The organism is Paenibacillus sp. PK3_47 (assembly GCF_023520895.1).
Classification (GTDB): Bacteria; Bacillota; Bacilli; order Paenibacillales; family Paenibacillaceae; genus Paenibacillus_AQ.
Genome location: NZ_CP026029.1, coordinates 2,398,993 through 2,418,257, shown reverse-complemented (window position 1 = coordinate 2,418,257; position 19,265 = coordinate 2,398,993). Strand labels below are relative to the sequence as shown.

At 54.2% G+C, this 19,265-nt stretch carries 14 protein-coding genes; 10 read left to right on the top strand and 4 right to left on the bottom strand.

The features are described from left to right. Nucleotides 1-412 precede the first annotated feature (412 nt). From C2I18_RS10835 to C2I18_RS10810, 6 genes are all read left to right on the top strand, one after another. Entirely contained in the window at nucleotides 413-1,195 is a 783-nt protein-coding gene (locus C2I18_RS10835) for an ABC transporter ATP-binding protein (RefSeq protein WP_249901190.1), read from the top strand. A 2-nt stretch (nucleotides 1,196-1,197) separates the two neighbouring features. Continuing rightward, nucleotides 1,198-2,010, top strand: a complete 813-nt coding sequence (locus C2I18_RS10830; protein ID WP_249901189.1) for an ABC transporter permease — start codon at nucleotides 1,198-1,200, stop codon at nucleotides 2,008-2,010. A 134-nt stretch (nucleotides 2,011-2,144) separates the two neighbouring features. Further along, on the top strand, nucleotides 2,145-2,912 hold the full coding sequence (locus C2I18_RS10825) for an ABC transporter permease (RefSeq protein ID WP_249901188.1): 768 nt from the start codon (nucleotides 2,145-2,147) through the stop codon (nucleotides 2,910-2,912). Between the two features lie 141 nt (nucleotides 2,913-3,053). Further along, a complete protein-coding gene (locus C2I18_RS10820; protein ID WP_249901187.1) occupies nucleotides 3,054-4,154 on the top strand; it encodes an ABC transporter substrate-binding protein in 1,101 nt (366 codons plus the stop codon). A gap of 92 nt (nucleotides 4,155-4,246) precedes the next feature. Beyond that, entirely contained in the window at nucleotides 4,247-5,710 is a 1,464-nt protein-coding gene (locus C2I18_RS10815; protein WP_249901186.1) for a CoA-acylating methylmalonate-semialdehyde dehydrogenase, read from the top strand. 31 nt (nucleotides 5,711-5,741) lie between these two features. Next, nucleotides 5,742-7,109, top strand: a complete 1,368-nt coding sequence (locus C2I18_RS10810; protein WP_249901185.1) for an aspartate aminotransferase family protein — start codon at nucleotides 5,742-5,744, stop codon at nucleotides 7,107-7,109. Here the strand turns inward: C2I18_RS10810 and C2I18_RS10805 are convergent. Beyond that, complete coding sequence (locus C2I18_RS10805; protein ID WP_249901184.1) at nucleotides 7,075-8,763, bottom strand: PucR family transcriptional regulator; 1,689 nt, start codon at nucleotides 8,761-8,763, stop codon at nucleotides 7,075-7,077. The two genes, C2I18_RS10810 and C2I18_RS10805, sit on opposite strands and share 35 nt — an antisense overlap. Before the next feature lie 374 nt (nucleotides 8,764-9,137). Between C2I18_RS10805 and C2I18_RS10800 the strand changes: the two genes are divergently transcribed. The 4 genes from C2I18_RS10800 (at nucleotide 9,138) to C2I18_RS10785 (ending at nucleotide 13,558) form a co-directional block, all read left to right on the top strand. Further along, entirely contained in the window at nucleotides 9,138-10,529 is a 1,392-nt protein-coding gene (locus C2I18_RS10800; RefSeq protein ID WP_249901183.1) for an NAD(P)-dependent oxidoreductase, read from the top strand. A gap of 69 nt (nucleotides 10,530-10,598) precedes the next feature. Continuing rightward, a complete protein-coding gene (gene preA, locus C2I18_RS10795; RefSeq protein ID WP_249901182.1) occupies nucleotides 10,599-11,888 on the top strand; it encodes an NAD-dependent dihydropyrimidine dehydrogenase subunit PreA in 1,290 nt (429 codons plus the stop codon). 1 nt (nucleotide 11,889) lies between these two features. Further along, complete coding sequence (hydA, locus tag C2I18_RS10790; RefSeq protein ID WP_249901181.1) at nucleotides 11,890-13,317, top strand: dihydropyrimidinase; 1,428 nt, start codon at nucleotides 11,890-11,892, stop codon at nucleotides 13,315-13,317. A gap of 1 nt (nucleotide 13,318) precedes the next feature. Next, nucleotides 13,319-13,558: a hypothetical protein gene (locus tag C2I18_RS10785; protein ID WP_249901180.1), complete on the top strand. Its 240-nt coding sequence runs from the start codon at nucleotides 13,319-13,321 to the stop codon at nucleotides 13,556-13,558. A gap of 517 nt (nucleotides 13,559-14,075) precedes the next feature. Here the strand turns inward: C2I18_RS10785 and C2I18_RS10780 are convergent. The 3 genes from C2I18_RS10780 to C2I18_RS10770 all read right to left on the bottom strand — a co-directional run bounded on the left by C2I18_RS10780 (nucleotide 14,076) and on the right by C2I18_RS10770 (nucleotide 19,167). Beyond that, entirely contained in the window at nucleotides 14,076-14,732 is a 657-nt protein-coding gene (locus C2I18_RS10780) for a hypothetical protein (protein WP_249901179.1), read from the bottom strand. A 206-nt stretch (nucleotides 14,733-14,938) separates the two neighbouring features. Continuing rightward, complete coding sequence (locus C2I18_RS10775; RefSeq protein WP_249901178.1) at nucleotides 14,939-16,033, bottom strand: response regulator; 1,095 nt, start codon at nucleotides 16,031-16,033, stop codon at nucleotides 14,939-14,941. Nucleotides 16,034-16,044: 11 nt separating this feature from the next. Further along, a complete protein-coding gene (locus tag C2I18_RS10770; RefSeq protein ID WP_249901177.1) occupies nucleotides 16,045-19,167 on the bottom strand; it encodes an ATP-binding protein in 3,123 nt (1,040 codons plus the stop codon). Between the last annotated feature and the right edge of the window lie 98 nt (nucleotides 19,168-19,265).

The window sequence follows — 19,265 nt, the reverse complement described above, 5'->3', positions numbered from 1 at the left end:
TACAGACAGGACACGGGGGCTGAATATGCAGGGCAAAGGCCCCCCGGGCCTTATTAAAAGCAGCATTGAGCATCAGTGGATGGTCTCCCGTATTTTTTGGCAAGGATATAAGATTGATAGTATCACAGATTTGTCCGGATCACATTCGGCAATGAATAGGGATTCAGTGAAAATTACCCTCTCCTATTTATCGGCATCCCCTTTGATTTTTTGCAATGTATACAGCTGCCTAGACAAAGTGACGGAATTTTATCAGCTCCATTTTACTTTTTGTCTAGTGAGTGTTTTCCTGGCACAGTGTAACATGTTAGTTAATCCTACACGGTATAGGAAGCAGTATTCTAATACCACTTAATGTGTTATGTTATTTAACATTTGTAATTCCGATTCAGGAATGAAGGGGGAAGCGGAGATGTCATTGGTAGCGGCAAAAATTCCTGAAATCCAGCTGCAAAATGTGGAGATGCGCTATAAGACGGAGGCGGCCGATGTGCTTGCGCTGCATCAGGTCAGCCTGGACATTGCCCGGGGAGAGTTTGTCTCCCTTCTGGGGCCGTCCGGCTGCGGCAAAACAACTCTGCTCAGGCTGATGGCAGATCTTATAACACCGACTGGCGGAAATGTGACAGTGGCCGGAAAAACCGCCAAGGAAGCCCGGCTGGCGCAAAAATACGGAATCGTATTTCAAAGTCCTGTGCTGTATGACTGGCGGAAGGTGAAGCATAACATTACGCTTCCGCTGGAGCTGATGGGGGTGAAAAAGCCTGCCCGTGAGGAGAAGGCGCAGGAGCTTCTGGAGCTGGTGGGCCTGCAGGGCTTCGCGGACAAATACCCCTGGCAGCTGAGCGGAGGCATGCAGCAGCGGGTAGCTATTGCCAGAGCGCTGGCCATGGAACCGGAAATTCTGCTTATGGATGAGCCGTTTTCCGCGCTGGATGAATTCACCCGCGAACGGCTTAATGAGGAACTGCTCTCCGTCTGGAACAAAGTGAAGAGCACCGTTGTTTTCGTCACTCACAGTATCCCTGAATCCATTTTCCTGTCCGACCGGGTGTTTGTGCTATCTCCGCATCCGGGGAGGTTGTCTGCAGTGGTTGATATTCCGCTGCCGCGTCCGCGTACGGCGGAGATGAGAAACAGCCCGCAATTTTTTGAACTGGTTGCCCACATCCGCGACAGCTTTGAAGGGGTGTAGAGATGAAAGGGAACGGTACACTCCTGCGCAGCAGACTGCTGCCGCTGTTCGTCTGGATCTTTGGCCTGCTGGTGGTGTGGGAGGCTGTCTCCTGGATGCTGCTTCATGTGGTGAAGACACCGCTTGCCCAGTCAAAGCTGCCGTATGTCCATGAAGTGGCGGCGACCTTGTGGAAATATAGCGGTACCCTGCTGAAAGAGGGTGGGGCCACCTTCGGCAATGCCGGGATCGGATTCCTGATCGGGGCGGCGGCCGGTATTCTGCTCGCCGTGCTGATGAGTCTGTCGAAGATCATTGAGCAGCTGGCCTTCCCGTATGCGATTGCCTCGCAGATGATCCCTATTCTGGGGCTTGCGCCGATTATTTACGGAATTGTGCGGGATGAGCAGATATCGCGGATTATTATTTCCGGCTATATCACCTTCTTTCCGGTGGCGCTCAATATGCTGCGCGGCCTCCGCAGCGTGGATCTGTCAGCAGTGGAGCTGATGCATTCTTATGCCGCGAAGCCCTGGGCAGTGTACTTCAAGCTGCGCTTTCCGGCAGCCTTGCCCGGACTGTTCAGCGGACTAAAGATTGCTGCCCCGCTAGCGGTTACGGGAGCGATTCTGGTGGAGCTGATGGGTGCCCAGCACGGCATCGGTGTCATTATGCTCCGTAATCTGTACTATGGCCCCTCTCATACTTATATGTTCTGGTCCACTGTGCTTGTAGGGGCGCTGCTTGGTATTGCGAGCTACTGGCTGATGAGCCTGATTGAACGCTTTGCGGCACCATGGCAGCCGGAATTCCGTCCGAAGGGAGGCGGCCGCTGATGGACAGTAATTCAGTGCGGGAAACGGCATTTATGTCTCCTTCAGGTAATGAAGGGCCGGCGTCATCTCGTATAACAACGAAAGAAAGAGCAGTCCTAAACCCGGCCGACCAGCAAAAAAGGAACCGCCGGTCCATGAAATGGCTGAATCCGGCGGTGATCTTACCGCTGTCAGCAGGTGTGCTGTTCCTGCTGCTGTGGGAGTACGAGGTTTTTCACAGGCTGTTTGATCTCAAAAAATATCAGCTGCCGCTGCCTTCTGCCATCTGGGAGTCGATGCGGGATAACTTCAGCCTGCTGCTGTCCTACACCGGATATACCCTTGCCGAAGCTGTGCTTGGAATGCTGATCGGTTCGGCCTGCGGATTTCTGGTTGCCCTGGCGGCAACCGCCTGGCCCCGCTGGGGCGGCGGCAGCCTCACGCTGGTAGCTGCCCTGAATGCTGTTCCGATTGTGGCGCTTGCTCCGATCATGAATCTCTGGTTCGGGGACGGCATCGGCTCGCGGGCTGCCATCGTAACAGCAACCACAATGGCAGCCATGGCGATCAATGCTTACAAAGGTATGGCTGCCGTTGATCCGCTGGCTCTGGATCTGATGCATTCTTATGCGGCGGGCAAGCCGTCGGTATTCCGCTATCTGCGCATCCGGAACAGCTTGCCTTACGTCTTCACGGCACTCAAGATCAATGCCACAGCGAGCATGATCGGGGCTATCGTCGGTGAGTTTTTCTTCTCCTCCCGCGGGCTGGGCTATCTGCTCTCCAACTCGATCAAGGTAGCCAAAATGCCGCTGGGCTGGTCATGCATTGTGCTTGCGGCGGTCGTCGGCGTTGTCTTTTACCTGGTTGTTGAGCGGCTGGAGAAAATGTTCATCAAATGGCATCCCTCCCAGCGTTCATAATGCCTTCAGCCCGATACATCCGTCCTGTCAGGGAAGGAAGACAGAGAATCCTCCGGCCGGGGCGTATGCATATAGCACCACGATGGTAACCATGCTGTGTTTCCTGATTTTACAAAATCTAATGGTAGGGGGAGTGGTCTGATGAAAGGTACAGAAAACAAATTCCGCAGCGGGCTGTTGCTGGCTTCGGTGATGCTTGGGATGTCTTTGCTTGCCGGGTGCGGCGGGGGCAATAATGCTGCTCCGGCAGCGGAAGCGACAGCGGCGGCGGGGGCATCGGCAGCGCCGGATACAGCAGCGGCAGAACCCGCAGCAGAGCCGGTTACAGTGAAGCTGCAGCTGAAATGGGTGCCCCAGGCGCAGTTCGCCGGGTACTTTCTGGCCCAGGACAAGGGATACTATGCGGAAGAGGGGCTTAAGGTTGAAATTCTGCCGGGCGGACCGGATATTGTACCTGAGCAGCAGGTGGCCGGCGGCTCGGCTGATATCGGCGTGGATTGGGTAGCCAGTCTGCTGACCAGCCAGGAGCAGGAGATGCCGCTTGTACAGATTGCGCAGATTTACCAGAAGAGCGGACTTGTGCTCGTCTCCAAGAAAGAGGCTGGAATCAGCGGGCCGGCTGACCTGAAGGGCAAAAAGGTAGGCAACTGGATGGGCGGCAATGAATTTGAAATTCTGGCCCTGTTCGACAAGTACCAGCTCGACCCGAACAAGGATCTGAATTTCACAAAGCAGGGCTTTACGATGGACCAGTTCCTCGGCGGAGAAATCGATGCGGCCTCGGCAATGACTTACAACGAGTATCAGGTGGTGCTGGAGTCGGGAGTTAAGCCTGAAGAGCTGAACGTCATCGATATGAATGAGGAAGGCGTGGCCATGCTTGAAGATAATCTGTTTGCCAACAGTGAGTGGCTTGAAGACAACAAGGAAACGGCGGCGAAATTCGTCCGTGCTTCCCTGAAGGGCTGGAAGGATGCCATTGCCGATCCGGAAGCGGCCGTAGACAGTGTGATGAAGCTTACAGAGGAAGGCAGCACGACAAGGGAACATCAGCTGACTATGATGACAGAGGTGGCAAAGCTGATCCAGCCGGAAGGCTTTGATGCCGCCAGGATGGGATATACCGATGAGGCTGCCTTCCGGCAGACGGCAGATATTGCCCTGAAGTTCGGCGTAATCAAGGAAGCGGCGAATATAGAAGAAGCCTACACGAATGAGATTGTGGAGATGGCCGCGGAATAATTTGTTCAGATATGAATAGCTGAGATGGCCGCCGGGGATGGCGGTCATCCATTATAACCGGCATGCGGGACGACAGGAAAGAGGTGCGGGCCATGTCTCTGCTAATAAAGCAGACAGAGAAAGTCAGAAATTATGTGAATGGTGTCTGGACAGATTCCTCTTCCGGAGTTCAGGAGGAGGTCTTCAATCCGGCCACCGGAGAAATTATCGCTTATGTGCCGATCTCCAGCCGGGAGGAGACGGATCAGGCGGTCCGGGCGGCGGCTGAGGCTTATAAGCTGTGGAAAAAGGTTGCCGTTCCGCGCCGGGCCAGGTATTTCTTCCAGTATCAGCAGCTGCTGGTGCAGCACTGGACTGAGCTGGCCGGACTGATTACGCTGGAGAACGGCAAAAGCACGGAGGAGGCTATGGGGGAGGTGCAGCGCGGCATTGAGTGCGTCGAGTTTGCTTCGGGCATCCCCACGCTGATGATGGGAAGCCAGCTCCCCGACATTGCCACAGGCATTGAATCCGGCATGTACCGCTATCCGCTTGGCGTCATTGGCGGGATCGCACCGTTCAATTTTCCGATGATGGTGCCCTGCTGGATGTTCCCGCTGGCGGTTGCCTGCGGCAATACGTTTGTGCTGAAACCGTCCGAACGCACGCCGCTATTGATGAACCGGCTGGCCGAGCTGTTCGCGGAGGCAGGGTTTCCGCCCGGCGTGCTCAATGTAGTCCACGGCGCGCATGAGGTCGTGAACGGGCTGCTTGAGCATGAAGAGGTGAAGGCAATATCCTTCGTCGGTTCCCAGCCGGTAGCGGAATATGTGTATAAGCATGGAACGGCGCACGGCAAGCGGGTGCAGGCACTGGCCGGCGCCAAAAATCACTCAATTGTGCTTCCGGATGCCGACCTGGACAATGCCGTAAAGAATATTACTGCTGCTGCCTTTGGCTCAGCAGGTGAACGCTGTATGGCCTGTTCTGTAGTTGTGGTACATGAGGATATCGCGGATGAGCTGGTGGGCCGCCTGATTGAAGCAGCGGATGAACTGAGGATCGGAAACGGCAGTGAAGAGGGGGTATTCCTCGGTCCTGTAATCCGCCAGTCGAATAAAGACCGTACGGCAGCTTACATTGAAACAGGTGTGAGGGAGAATGCCGAGCTGGTGCGTGACGGGCGCAAGGATGCAGCGGCTTCCGGTGCGGGATATTTTCTTGGGCCGACCATCTTCGACCGGGTGGAGCCGGGAATGACAATCTGGCGTGACGAAATTTTTGCGCCGGTGCTGTCCGTAGTCCGTGTCAAGGATCTTGCGGAAGCCATTACCGTGACGAATGAGTCCTCTTTTGCCAATGGAGCCTGCATTTATACGGATAGTGCCAAAGCGGTCAGGGAGTTCCGTGAGGAAATTGATGCGGGAATGCTGGGTGTGAATCTGGGCGTGCCTGCGCCGATGGCCTTTTTTCCGTTCTCCGGCTACAAGAAGTCGTTCTACGGGGATCTGCATGCCAATGGACGTGACGGTGTTGAATTCTATACCCGCAAAAAAATGCTTACGGCACGTTATTGACCATTATGGAAGTGTGAGAGGAGAGAGTGCTGTGCAGAGCCTGGGCAAAGAAAGTGAACTGGCCATTAAAAAGGACCAGCAGTATTTATGGCATAATATTACGCCTTACAGTGAGACCAGCCCGCCGATGATTGCTGCAGCCGCAAGCGGATCATGGGTTACGGATATCGATGGGAACAAATTTCTGGACGGAATGTCCGGACTTTGGTGTGTAAATGTCGGCTACGGACGAAAAGAGCTGGCGGACGCCGCCTATCAGCAGCTGCTCAGCCTGCCTTACTTTCCGCTGACCCAAAGCCATATGCCGGCTATTGCGCTCGCCGAGAAGCTGAATGAGTGGCTGGAGGATGATTATGTCATTTTCTTCTCCAACAGCGGCTCTGAGGCCAACGAAGCAGCCTTCAAAATCGCCCGCCAGTACCAGCAGCAGACCGGCCAGCATTACCGGCATAAGTTCATCGCCCGCTACCGCGGTTATCACGGGAGTTCGCTCGGGGCGCTCTCGGCTACCGGCCAGGCGCAGCGCAAATATAAGTATGAGCCGCTTAGCGGCGGGTTCCTGCATGTAGCTCCGCCTGACAGCTACCGCCGGCCTGACGGAATGACGGCCGAGGCATTCAATCTCCAGTGCGCGCAGGCCATCGAGGATACGATCATCTGGGAGGGTGCAGAGACGGTAGCGGCGGTCATTATGGAGCCGGTTATTACAGGCGGCGGGGTTATAGTGCCGCATCAGGTCTACCTGGACCGGGTGCAGGAAATTTGCCGGAAGCATGGCCTGCTGCTGATCATTGACGAGGTGATCTGCGGCTTCGGGCGTTCCGGGCGGAAGTTCGGACATCATAATTTTGGCATCAAGCCGGATATCGTTACGATGGCGAAGGGGCTGACCAGCGCCTATCTTCCTCTGTCGGCAACGGCGGTGCGCAAGGATATTTATGAAGCGTTCAAGGATAACAGCGATGATTACGGCCATTTCCGCCACATTAACACCTTCGGCGGCAATCCTGCAGCCTGTGCGCTCGCGCTGCGCAATCTGGAAATCCTGGAGCAGGATCAACTTGTGGAACGTGCCGCCATCCTGGGGCAAAGGCTGCACAGCGGGCTGGCCGGGCTGCTGGAGCACAGGCTGGTGGGCGATATCCGCAGCTTCGGGCTGGTAATCGGCATAGAGCTGGTGGCGGATAAAATTACGAAGCAGCCTGCCGAACTGCCGGTTGTCAAAGGCATTATTGCCGAATGCAAATCGAAGGGGCTCATTATCGGCAAGAACGGGGACACGGTCGCAGGCTACAATAATGTGCTTACGCTTGCGCCGCCGTTATCCTCGACAGACGAGGATGTGCAGTTCATTATCGACACACTTACAGCTGTGCTGAACGGGAGCTGGGCAAAGTAAGCTTGTCGGGATACAGCAGCTGGTAGGCGCGCAGTGCGACCTGAATAGAGATGCGGTTCTCCGGCAGCATGAAGTCCTCACCGAGCAGCTCGGTGATTTTGTCCAGGCGGTAGTAGAGGGATTGTCTGACGATGAACAGGCTGCGCGCTGCGATTTGCTTGGAGCCGTCATGATCCAGGAAGACGCGCAGCGTCAGCAGCAGCTCGCTGCCCTTGGACTGGTCATGGTCGATCAGCGGGCCGAGATAGCTGCGGATGAAATTTTCCAGCGTGCTGCCGTCATTCAGATTCAGCAGCAGCTGGAATACTCCGAGCTCCTCATAGAACAGAACGGGCTTCTGATAACAGGAATAGAGTGACAATGCCTGGACGGCTTCCTGATAGCCGGCATGGGCATGCCTCAGGCCTTTGCGGGACTTGCTGACTCCGATGACGAGCTGCAGGTCCTTTAGTTTCTCATCAGAGCGGATATGCTGCAGCGCATCAAGCGCCTGCTGCAGCCGCAGCTTGCCGGGCAGCTTGGACTGGATGTCGAGGGCGATGACGGTCAGGCGGTTGTTCTTGAGCGTGATCAGCGGGCGCAGCGAATATTTCTCAAAAATGGATCTCAGAATGAGCGACAAATGGAAGGTAATCGACTCCCATTCGTTCTCGGAGCTGTTCCATTTGACGTCACGCGGGTTCTCGATCTCAATCAGGCATACGCGGTAGGGAAGCTCATTTACGATATTGAAATCAGGGCCGGCCAGTCCCTTGACCCGGTTATCATCCTCAATGCGTCCGCCCACCAGCTCATCGACCCACAAATTTTCGGAGAACAGCTTCCGCTCCTCCATATAACGTGTGCGCAGCAGCTCCTGGGCAATGGATAGGGAGGCGGAATCGAGCAGCAGACAGTCAAATTCCTGCGGCTTGTGGCGGCAGATCATCAGAATGTAGGCCCAGGTCTGGTCCAGGGCGCCGACAGGCTTCAAAGCAGCTGTCTTGTGCCCGTATTCGCGGAGATAAGGTGCGGCGTCCGGCTGGAGGCCCTCCATTTCTTCGCTGAAAGAATCGAAGAAGTTCAGCAGCGGGGTCTGCTCTTCAGGAGGCACCGCCGGAAAGAACAGGGGTTTACCCTGCGGCTGCAGATAGACAATCTGTGTGCGGGTGCTTTTGCATAAAAGCTGCAGCACTTTGATGGTTCCCTGGGAGGTCAGTGTCAGACGGTGGAATTCGCGGGAAATGCTCTCCAGCTCCTGCAGCATGCGGTGATGACGGTTGATGATGAGGGAATGCAGGTCAAGGGTGATGTCCACAAAACGGACGGTCCGGGTGAATATAATCAGCGGAAAGTCATGCTTGTTCGCAAGGTCGATCATCTCCTGCGGAATCCGGCTGAAATAAGCTCCGAGCTCAATACACAGGCAGGCGGCATTCTTGTCGATCAAGTTCTGCATAAAGGACAGGGATGAGGGCAAATCCACGCTGACGCCCATTCCGGTGGTCAGAATCATCTCCTCCCCGTGGATGAGACTGTCAAAGCTGGCGCTCTCCAGTACATGCACCCAGCGGATGGCGCGGTTCAGGCCGTTCTTTCCCCCGATCATCTCCGCTTCACCGAATAATGGCCGCCCCAGCGCATCGCGGACCGTAAATACAAGCTCCCAATCCATAAGCTTCCCCCTCGTCTATGTCGTATGACATAAGCTCCTTTGGCGTGTTCTGTCCTGAAATAACGAAACTGCATCATTTGAAGTACCGCGATAGAGCGGCACGGGTGACTGCTTTCGGGTAAAAAATACACTTTTGAAATTAGACAATGTGTCTAATGTAACGAAAAACCGAAATGACTATAGTTTGAATATAATATGTCAGATAACATAACCAAAGCGGATAGGGAAATGTGAAAAGTAATGCGTTAAAGCTTATTTTACTACATTACACCTGATAAGTAAGTAAAATTTTGAGGCGATTTCCGCAATTGTGTTATTTTATATGACATTTAAATGATCCGGAAACCGGAACTGTACAGAAGGAGGGATAATTGATGGAGCACAATTCTCCGTTAACTGCATTTACACCTGACATGTTCATGCGCAATTTCGCCGAGGCTGAGCCGGGACTTACCCGCAAAGGCGCCATGGAAGAATCCAACCGCTGTCTTTATTGTTATGATGCGCCGTGCATCAAGGCCTGCCCGACCGGCATCAATATTCCTTCCTTTATCAAACGGATTGCGACCGATAATTTGAAGGGCTCTGCCATGACCATTATGGAATCCAATCCTGTCGGGGCCAGCTGCGCCCGCGTCTGTCCTACAGAGGAGCTGTGTGAAGGGGCTTGTGTACTGAACGATGCCTCTGAACCGATCCGGATCGGACTGCTGCAGCGTTACGCAACGGACTGGGCGGTTAACAGCGGTGTTCAGCTGTTCAGGGCTGGTGCTCCAAACGGCAGAAAGGTTGCTGTTATCGGTGCAGGTCCGGCAGGATTGTCTGCAGCCAGAGAATTGGCCCGGGAAGGGTTTGCCGTCGTGGTGTACGAAGCGAAGCAGCTTGCCGGCGGACTGGATACGCACGGGATTGTCTCATTCCGGCTGCCGCAGTCCATCTCGCTCTGGGAAGTGGAGCAGGTCGAGAAGCTTGGTGTAGAAATCCGGACGGGTATGAAAGTCGGCGTCGATGTATCTGTTGAGGAGCTCAAAGCGGGTTACGACGCAATTGTACTGGCTGCCGGCATGGGTTATGTCCCGCCGCTGGGGATCGAAGGTGAGAAGCTGTCGGGTGTATATGATGCGATAGAGCTGGTGGAGACGACTAAGACAGGTATCCCCACACTGGAGCTGATGGGCCAGCGTGTCGCTGTGATCGGTGCCGGTAACACGGCTATTGATGCAGCCACCTGCTCGGCGCGGCTGGGAGCATCGAATGTTAAGATGGTATACCGCCGTACCCGTGAGGAGATGACGGCTTATGATTTTGAATATGAATTTGCCAAGCAGGAAGGTGTGGAATTCAGCTGGCTGACCCTGCCCAAGCGCATCGTAGGCGACAGTCTTGGCAATGTAACCGGACTGGAGTGTGTGCAGATGAAGCTGACCGGAGAGACAGGCAGAGATGGCCGGTTAACCCCTGTTCCCATTGAAGGTTCCGAATTCCTGATGCCTGTCGATGCCGTTGTAGTGGCGATCGGACAGAAACGGCGGATCGATCTTATTGAATACCTTGGTCTTGAGCATGAATGGGGTGTGGTCAAAATCGATAAGAAAACCGGCCGGACCTCCGATCCGCAAATCTATGCCGCAGGTGATATCGTATTCGGTTCAGGCAAGGGTGAAGCGATGGTTGTATCGGCGGCCCAGCAGGGTAAGGATGCCGCTTATGCGATTGTGAAGCAGATGTCCGGGCGGCAGGACAGTGTGATCGGCTCAGCGGTGTAACGCAAGTACAGTCAGAGAACACAAGCCCGGCGGTCTGACCGGACTACATATGACAGGGAGGGAATATCTATGGCAGATTTAAGTATTGATCTTGCAGGTATCAAGTCACCGAATCCGTTCTGGCTGGCCTCGGCGCCGCCTACCAATACAGGATATCAGGTGCAGAGGGCGTTCGAAGCAGGCTGGGGAGGTGCGGTGTGGAAGACGCTGGGCGAGCCGGTTATCAATACCTCTTCCCGTTTCGCCGCCGTGCATTTCAATGGCCAGCGTGTAGCGGGATTCAATAACATCGAGCTGATTACTGACCGTCCGCTGGAGGTCAATCTGAAGGAAATATACGAGACGAAGAAGAAATTCCCGGACCGGGCGATTATTGCCTCCCTGATGGTCGAGCCGAAGCAGGAGAAGTGGCATGAAATCGTCAAGCGCGTAGAAGCCGTCGGTGTAGACGGTTTGGAGCTGAACTTCGGTTGTCCGCACGGGATGGCCGAGCGCGGGATGGGTGCAGCTTCCGGCCAGCAGCCGGATCTGGTGCAGGCGCAGACCACCTGGGTCAAAGAAGTGGCAACAACACCGGTGATCGTGAAGCTGACGCCGAATATTACCGACATTACCGTAGTCGCCCGGCATGCCGTCAAAGGCGGGGCAGATGCCATCAGTCTGATCAATACAATCAACAGTCTGGCCGGTGTGGACATTCACAGCTGGAACACCATTCCGAATGTCGGCGGACAGGGGGCGCACGGCGGCTATTGCGGCCCTGCGGTCAAACCGATTGCCCTGAGCATGGTGGCCGAATGTGCGCGTGACCGCGCTGTCGGCGTACCGATCTCCGGGATCGGCGGCATTTCGACCTGGCAGGATGTAGTCGAATTTATGCTCATGGGCTCCACAGGAATACAAGTCTGTACAGCGGTCATGCATCACGGTTTCCGGATCGTTGAAGAAATGATCGACGGATTGAACAATTATCTGGATGACAAAGGTCTCGCTTCAGTTACGGACCTGATCGGCAAATCCGTGCCGAAATACTCCAACTGGGGCGACCTGGACCTCAATTATAAAGTGGTTGCGCGGATCAATCAGGACAACTGCATCAACTGCAATAAATGCCATATTGCCTGCGAGGATGCTTCGCATCAATGCATCGATATGCTGACGAACGCGGATGGCAAAGGCGTGCTGCAGGTGCGTGAGGAGGATTGTGTCGGCTGCAATCTCTGTTCGATTGTCTGTCCTGCTGACGGGGCCATCGATATGGTCGCTCTGGACAGCGGCGCGCTGCCGCTGACCTGGAACCAGCGGCAGAAGGTGATCAGCGGCTTGAAGGGCTCCTATTCCCAAGCGGAGGTGGTATGAGATGAAAAAGATCATCAAGAACGGTATTATCGTGACGGCAGCAGATACTTATGCCGGAGATGTTCTGGTTGAGGACGGAAAGATTAACGCAATCGGCCTGAATCTGGAGGCAACCGGTGCGGAGATTATTGATGCATCCGGCTGTTACATCTTTCCGGGCGGGATCGACCCTCATACCCATCTGGATATGCCTTTTGGCGGAACGGTTACCGCTGATGATTTCGAGACCGGCACCATTGCTGCCGCTTACGGCGGAACGACCACGGTTATCGATTTCTGCCTGACCTCCAAGGGACAGCCGCTGCAGCAGGCCGTAGATACCTGGCATCACAAATCCAGAGAAAAAGCGGTTATCGACTACAGCTTTCATCTAATGGTTTCCGACCTGAACGACAAGGTGCTTGAGGAGCTTCCCGCGATTATTGAGCAGGAAGGCATCACCTCGCTGAAGGTGTTCATGGCCTACAAGAATACTTTCCAGGCGGATGACGGCACGTTATATAAAACCCTGCAGGCCGCAAAGCGCGAAGGTGCGCTTGTGATGGTGCATGCCGAGAACGGTGATGTCATCGAGCATCTTGTAGAGCAGGCGCTGGCCGCTGGCCATACGGATCCGATTTACCATGCGCTGACCCGGCCGCCGGAGCTGGAGGGCGAGGCCACCGGCCGGGCCGCTTATTTGACAGGGCTGACGGACTCGCAATTGTATGTTGTGCATGTGACCTGTGCGGAAGCGGCCTGGAAAATTGCCGAAGCGCGCAAAAAAGGTCTCCGTGTCTACGGTGAAACCTGCCCGCAGTATCTGGTGCTTGACCAGTCCGCGCTGGAGAAGCCGGATTTTGAAGGCGCCAAATACGTCTGGTCGCCTCCGCTGCGGGAGCAGTGGAACCAGGACGTGCTATGGGATGCGCTTTGGAGCGGCACGCTGCAGACGATCGGATCCGACCAGTGTTCCTTTGATTTTAAGGGCCAGAAGGAGCTGGGCAGGGGTGACTTCTCGAAGATTCCGAACGGCGGGCCGACCATAGAAGACCGGTTCAGTATTCTCTACTCCGAAGGGGTGCAGAAGGGGCGCATTTCGCTTAATAAATTCGTGGATATTATCTCTACTTCCAGCGCCAGGCTGTTTGGCCTGTTCCCGCAAAAGGGCACCATTGCCGTGGGGAGCGATGCGGACATTGTCATTTTTGACCCTGCTGTAAAGAGAACGATTTCCGCTGATACCCATCATATGAAGGTGGACTACAATGCATTTGAAGGCCTGGAGGTAACAGGTGAACCGGTATCTGTGCTCAGCCGGGGACAATTTGTCATCCGTGACAAGCAGTTCGTCGGGCAGGCCGGCTCGGGCAAATATCTGCACCGCAAACGGTTTGAGGCGGAAGCGCCGCATCCGGCCCCGGTGGAAATCAGCGGAGGAGTGGTCTAGGATGTCGGCATTTGATGAGTTTGACCTGGAACGGCAGGAGATTGACAGTCTGGTGCGGGAGGGCTATTCCATTGTGGGCATTGAGGAGGACCTCGACGGCGCCAAGGTGAGATTCACAAGTCCTGATCCGGACAAAAACGACGTGGAACTGCTGCTGCTGACTGCCGATGCACGCAAGCATGTCACGACCGTGCTGGTAGCCGGAAACAGGCCGCAGGCCCCGATAGAAAGTCATATTTAAGCTGTATTCCCGGATATTTGTGTAAGACAGAGTTGTTGTGATTGCACTTTATGCAGCAGAAAGATTGCCGGATGACTGGATGACTCTAAATCAGGTTCTGCTGCACAAAGGGCAGCATTGCTGATTAGCCGTGTTGGAAAGTGTTCTTAGGGAGGGTTTAAAAAAAAGCTAAGTGGAATTTCTCCATTTAATCTTCTGATAAATATCAGTATTACAAAGTTTGTTGGAAAAAATCCACTTAAATGTACGGAATGAGTCTCTAAAGGCTTTTATCCGCCAGAACAGCTGGAGAATTTCCAACTAAATCTCATAAATGAAGATAAAAGAGCGAATTAGGTGGAGGATTTCCGACTAGACTCTGCAGCTCCTCAGTAAATCAGCAGGTAAAACAATTACAAGTACAGTACAAGTGAATCCTCTGGCCTGCCAATGCAAAAAGGCTCACCTGCCGTTAGATTTTTCTGACCGGAGGTGAGCCTTAATATGCTGTTGCGGACTCTGTACAAGGCGGCTTGAATTACGCTCCGGCAGAGAAAACGGAAACAGAAGGTGCGGCCGCAATAGCGACCGGTTCTGACGGTAATGCTGTAATATCCGGTGAATACAAATAAAAGTTGTTGTTGGCTTCACAAGCTCTGATTCTGGTGAATTCATTGGCCAGGCTGATGACGGATGAGGAGGCAAGCGTATGTTCTTTCACACGCAGCTTAAATGTGACGAGGGTCTGATTAACGGCGGGTATGCAGATGTGCTTGCTGTTGGCTTCAACTTGAAGGTCGATTCCGCGCATCGTGGTATCCGCTCCAAAGGAGATGCTGCCGTCCGCCGGACTCAGGAAATTGAACTGAAAAGCGTTACTGACTTCACTCCCTGGGGTGAACCCTGTTTCTTTGTATACCGATTGCTCCAGATATTCCGAGTTGTCGAAAACCTGGCTGTCATACTGGACAATAAAGTTGAAGAAGCTGTAGCCCTGATCATCCGGAGCAAAGTCCTGCAGCAGCACCTGGACGGTTACTTCCTCTCCCGGTACATAGAATGTTTTGTCTGTTTTTACGGTGGCGGTCATGGCCGGAGATGTGCTGTCAACGGTCACTTCACGCATCATGGAGAACATCAAGGTGAGAAATCTTGAGCCTTTGAAATATTTTTTAAAAATGGACATTCTGTTCATGTGTTACTTCCCCCGAGTCTATCAGAATACATCTAGGCGCAAAGTCATGGTGTGTATATTCATGGTATCATTTGCCGCTGATAAACCGCTGATAAATGGTGATAAAAGTCGAATTGTGGCGGAAATTTCATAAAATATTTCGTTTACAGAAACGGAGGAATGAAAAACAACCCTGCATGGAAGATGCAGGGTCTTTATATAGAAGGCTATTTAGCAAAACCCCGGTAAGCGTCCAGGAACCAGTCAGGCAAATCTCCGCCCATCTCCGAGAGGTACGATTCTCTGAATTGGGTAAATCTGCGCTGCGCCCGCAGGGGCCTGCCGATGGCATAATATAAGGAAATCAGCTGCAGCGCATAATCCTCTTCCAGCGGCTCCAGCTCCGCCAGACGTACAGCGTATTCCTCTGCCTCATAATGCCGGCCGGCCTGGATTAACCCCTGGGTCAGCTGCTCCAGAAGCCTCAGGTATATCCGCCGGAATCTGTCCCGGCTGGAGTATACCCAGAGGCTGTCCAGGGACTGCAGCAGGTCGCCTTTATAGAGGGCGGCTGCAGCGCGCAGATTGTCCACATGGTTATCTTGCAGTGCCAGCGCTGCCGCTTCTTGAAAAACGTCGTTATCCCCTTCAATTCCCTGCGACTCCAGACGGTAGTTTTCCCTGTCGAACGAGAGCTCGATTTGATCTCCAAGATCGGCTTTTTTGAGGGTTTTGCGGATCTGATAGACGGTCGTATGCAGATACTGTTTGCCTTTCTCGTAATTCCATTGCGGAAAGACTTCACTGAGAATCACGCTTACGCTGCCCTGCCTGTGAATCCACAGATAAGCAAACAATTCCTCTGCCTTATGCGTGCTCCATTTTATAGTGCCCTGGGGACCTGTCAGCTGGTAGCCGCCGAGGAACTGGAACTGAACCTCGCTGCCCGGTTGTCCGGACGGGCCGGAGAGGGTCCGTTTGGACATGAGCTTGTTCCAAGTCTGATGCAGCCGGGAAGGGACCACAGGCTTCAGCAGATAATCCACTGCCGACAGATCAAAGGCCTCTACAGCGTAATTCCGGTAGGCGGTTACGAATACGATATCCGTACCGGGCGAAAGCGGCAAAAGCTTCTCGGCAAACGCCAGCCCGGACAGCTCCGGCATCTGTATATCAAGGAACAGAATATCCGGCTTCAGTCCGGCGGCTGCCTGCAAAGCTTCACGGGGATTATCATAGGCATGGATTGCGGAGATGCTGTCACACTGCTGCAGCAGCCCGCGCATCTGATCCAGTGCCGGCCATTCATCATCAACTATCATTACTGAATAACTCAGGAGGCCTCCTCCTTCCATGGAATTGTGATCTGAACCTCGATTCCGCCGTCTGCTCTCTGTGTAAGCCGCAGCGGATGCCCGAACTGCTTCAGCAGTCTGCGGTTGATGTTCCTCAGTCCGATCCCGGTGCCTTGGCCGCCGGGAGAAATATAATCGTCTCTCATCCAGGAGGAGAGCTGTTCGCTGTTCATTCCTTTGCCGTCGTCGGAGACAGTAATCAGGATGGCGTCCGCTTCCTGCCGGGTGGAGAGGACCACTGTGCCTCCGCCGATTTTTTCCATTAAGCCATGGCGTACGGCATTCTCTATAATAGGCTGCACAATCAGCGGCGGCAGCGCAAAGTCGGAGACTTCGATGTTGTACCGGGCATTCAGCCGCTTGCCGAACCTGGCCTGCTCCAGTGACAGATAAGCTTCGATCAGTTCAAGCTCTTTCTCAAAGGGGATTGCTGTCTCCTGGTTACTGAAGTCAAAGCTGCCCCGTAAAAACTGGCTCAGATCGTACAGCAGCTGCCGTGTCTTCTCATTATCCCGTGTGCTCATCCAGATAATCGTATTGATGGCGTTATACAGAAAATGCGGCTTGATCTGCGCGCGGAGCATGGCAATTTCCGAGCTGAGCCTGTCCGTTACCGATCTTCTGAGCTGAACCAGTGTCTTCACCCGCCCCTTAAGATCACTCCAGGCATAGGGTTTATGAATGAAGTCGTTTGCCCCTGCCAGAAATGCCGATTCATTAAAGTGAAGCTGCTGCCCGGCTGTGGCCATAAGTATGGGCAGGTCGAGCGGGGTATAGGTTCTGCGGATCAGTCTGCAGAGTTCCAGGCCGGACATCTCCGGCATCATGACATCAATGATGCAGAGATCGAAATTCCGGTCTTCCGTCAAAAGCGCAAGGGCTTCCCTGCCGCTGCGCATACTGGTGATGGAATAGTTCTCCAGAGAGAGCAGATTGGTCAGCGACTTCAGTCCTGCATAATCATCATCGACAATCAGAATCCGCGGGGCTGTCCCGGCGGTCGCTGCGGCTGGCTGATGTACCGGATTGCTGCGGTACTTCCACTCATCATCCCGGGCCGCAGGAGGGTGCTGGACCGGAGCTGGCAGCAGCTCGCACTCCTGAGGCTCGCCGGCCATGTCCACGCCCTCCCTTAGCGGAATGGTGAACTTGAAGCTGCTGCCCCGGCCGGGTGCAGAAGATACCGCGATACTTCCTCCATGAAGTTCCACCAGCTTCCGGGTAATAGGGAGGCCAAGTCCCAGTCCTCCGCTTTCCGGCAAGTCCCCGTCATTGGCCTGCTCATAGTCCCGGAATATACTCTCCAGCTGTTCTTCCGGAATCCCGCGGCCGGTATCCGTGACGGTGACGGATACAAACTCACCGTCCAGCGCCGCCTCGAATACAACGCTGCCCCTGTCGGTGAACTTAAGCGCATTGTCGAGCAGGTTATAGAGAATCTGCATGAGCCTGTGCTCATCGGCCGGGACCAGATATTCGCCGGGAGCTATACGGTTCCTGATGCGGACCTTGCCGCGCTTATTCAGGAGCTGAAAGACCTCAATAACAATATTGGCGACGGCCTGAATATCGACAGGCTTCAGGTGAAGGGTGATCAGCTGGCGTTTGATTTGTTCATAATCCAGAATGTCCCTGACCATAAAAGCGAGGCGCCTGCCCGTTCCGAGGATAAGCCGCATATCTTCACGCTGGGAGGGGCTGAGTGTTCCCCCGGCTCCTTCATATAATGACAATGAAATATTATTAATGGCACCCAGGGGAGTGCGCAGCTCATTGGCGGTCTTGAGCAGGAACTCGTCCTTGTCTCTGTCCCTGCGCTCCAGCTGTTCGGACAGCTGTTTGATCGTATCGTAAGCATGGGCCTGCCTGGCTGACAAAAACAGGCCTTCCGCCAGCACAAATATAGGGCCGGCTACCGGAGGAATCGCGTAGAAATACGTGCCCAGGAATAGATTGGAGGCTAACGTAAGAGTGAACATGATAGCTGCGATTACGCCAATCAGCAGATAATAGCTTCCGGTTTCTCTCTGCCAGGCAGCCCTGGCCATCACATAGAAGGTATAGCAGACCGATAAAAAGCTGAAAATGAACACTATGCCTGCCGCCCGGGAATAGACCTCCACAGAACTGGCCAGGGTAATGACGCCGAACCCGAACGAATAGGCAAAGGTAATCCGGCCGAAGGTGCGTGAATACAGTGCAGGAAATAAGGAACGGGTGTATCTTGAAACGAAATACAGCCCGGCTACTCCCGACAGCAGCTGCAGTTTGCTGAACCACTCGTAGGAAATGGAAGGGAAGAACTGAAACAGAAGCTTTTCGCTGTGCGTCAGCATGTACACCGCAATGGTGAAGCAGTACATGGCGAGGTGAAGCGAAGAGCTGTCCTCCCTCCGGTGCAGCCCTTGCCCGAACAGATAAACGCCGATAAAGCTAAATCCTGCAACCATAAAGAGGTCGAAGCTGCTGCTGCGCTGCTCATGTGCCTCTATCGCTTCAGGCGTTCCGATGCGCAGGGGCTCGGCAATCCCGCCGCTGGCATAGCTGAAATTGGAGACATGAATCAGGAGCTCAGCCCTTCCGTGGCTGCTGCTGAAGGACACCGAATAAGGCTGATTGCGCGGCTCACTGCTCTGCTTGTCTGTGCCGGTGAGCCCGCTTGAACCGGCTATCCGGCCGTTAATGTACAGCGTGCTGGCATTGCGTATATTATTCACTTTGAGCGCAAAAGCAGGGATATTCTCCGGCAATATCAGGGTTAACCGGTAAGTGGCAAACCCGTAACGTTCATATTCCGTGCCCCGAAGCGGAGGTGTCCAGTCAGAGGGTACTGAAATGAACTTCTGCTGGCCGTCTTTCCCGGCTGGCGGAGTCTGCGGTTCCAGGAGCCGGTTCCAGTAGAACTGCCATTTACCATCAAGCTCGAAGGTGGATTCCCCGTCAAAGGTGCAGGAGGATAAATCGGCAATACCGGCATTCTGCCGGGCACAGGGGGCATCGGGGCTGTCCAGCAGCGGGACCAGCGCGGCAGCCGCGAGGAGGAAGATGCACAGCAGACCCAAGGCTCTCTTGACCAGCAGTCTATAATCAAATGGTTTCATGTAATCCTCACTTTAGGCCAAACTCATATCAATTTATCATAGCCGCAGCAGCTTCGGCTTGTCCAGCCAAAGCGGGAGCAACCCGTGAACATTCCGTG

Excerpts from the sequence above, each read along its gene's own strand:
- C2I18_RS10825 (WP_249901188.1), top strand. The coding sequence starts at position 2,145 with ATGAAATGGCTGAATCCGGCGGTGATCTTACCGCTGTCAGCAGGTGTG.
- hydA (WP_249901181.1), top strand. The coding sequence starts at position 11,890 with ATGAAAAAGATCATCAAGAACGGTATTATCGTGACGGCAGCAGATACT.
- C2I18_RS10785 (WP_249901180.1), top strand. The coding sequence starts at position 13,319 with ATGTCGGCATTTGATGAGTTTGACCTGGAACGGCAGGAGATTGACAGT.
- C2I18_RS10815 (WP_249901186.1), top strand. The coding sequence starts at position 4,247 with ATGTCTCTGCTAATAAAGCAGACAGAGAAAGTCAGAAATTATGTGAAT.
- C2I18_RS10770 (WP_249901177.1), bottom strand. The coding sequence starts at position 19,167 with ATGAAACCATTTGATTATAGACTGCTGGTCAAGAGAGCCTTGGGTCTG.
- C2I18_RS10830 (WP_249901189.1), top strand. The coding sequence starts at position 1,198 with ATGAAAGGGAACGGTACACTCCTGCGCAGCAGACTGCTGCCGCTGTTC.
- C2I18_RS10820 (WP_249901187.1), top strand. The coding sequence starts at position 3,054 with ATGAAAGGTACAGAAAACAAATTCCGCAGCGGGCTGTTGCTGGCTTCG.
- C2I18_RS10805 (WP_249901184.1), bottom strand. The coding sequence starts at position 8,763 with ATGGATTGGGAGCTTGTATTTACGGTCCGCGATGCGCTGGGGCGGCCA.
- C2I18_RS10775 (WP_249901178.1), bottom strand. The coding sequence starts at position 16,033 with ATGATAGTTGATGATGAATGGCCGGCACTGGATCAGATGCGCGGGCTG.
- C2I18_RS10800 (WP_249901183.1), top strand. The coding sequence starts at position 9,138 with ATGGAGCACAATTCTCCGTTAACTGCATTTACACCTGACATGTTCATG.
- preA (WP_249901182.1), top strand. The coding sequence starts at position 10,599 with ATGGCAGATTTAAGTATTGATCTTGCAGGTATCAAGTCACCGAATCCG.
- C2I18_RS10835 (WP_249901190.1), top strand. The coding sequence starts at position 413 with ATGTCATTGGTAGCGGCAAAAATTCCTGAAATCCAGCTGCAAAATGTG.
- C2I18_RS10780 (WP_249901179.1), bottom strand. The coding sequence starts at position 14,732 with ATGAACAGAATGTCCATTTTTAAAAAATATTTCAAAGGCTCAAGATTT.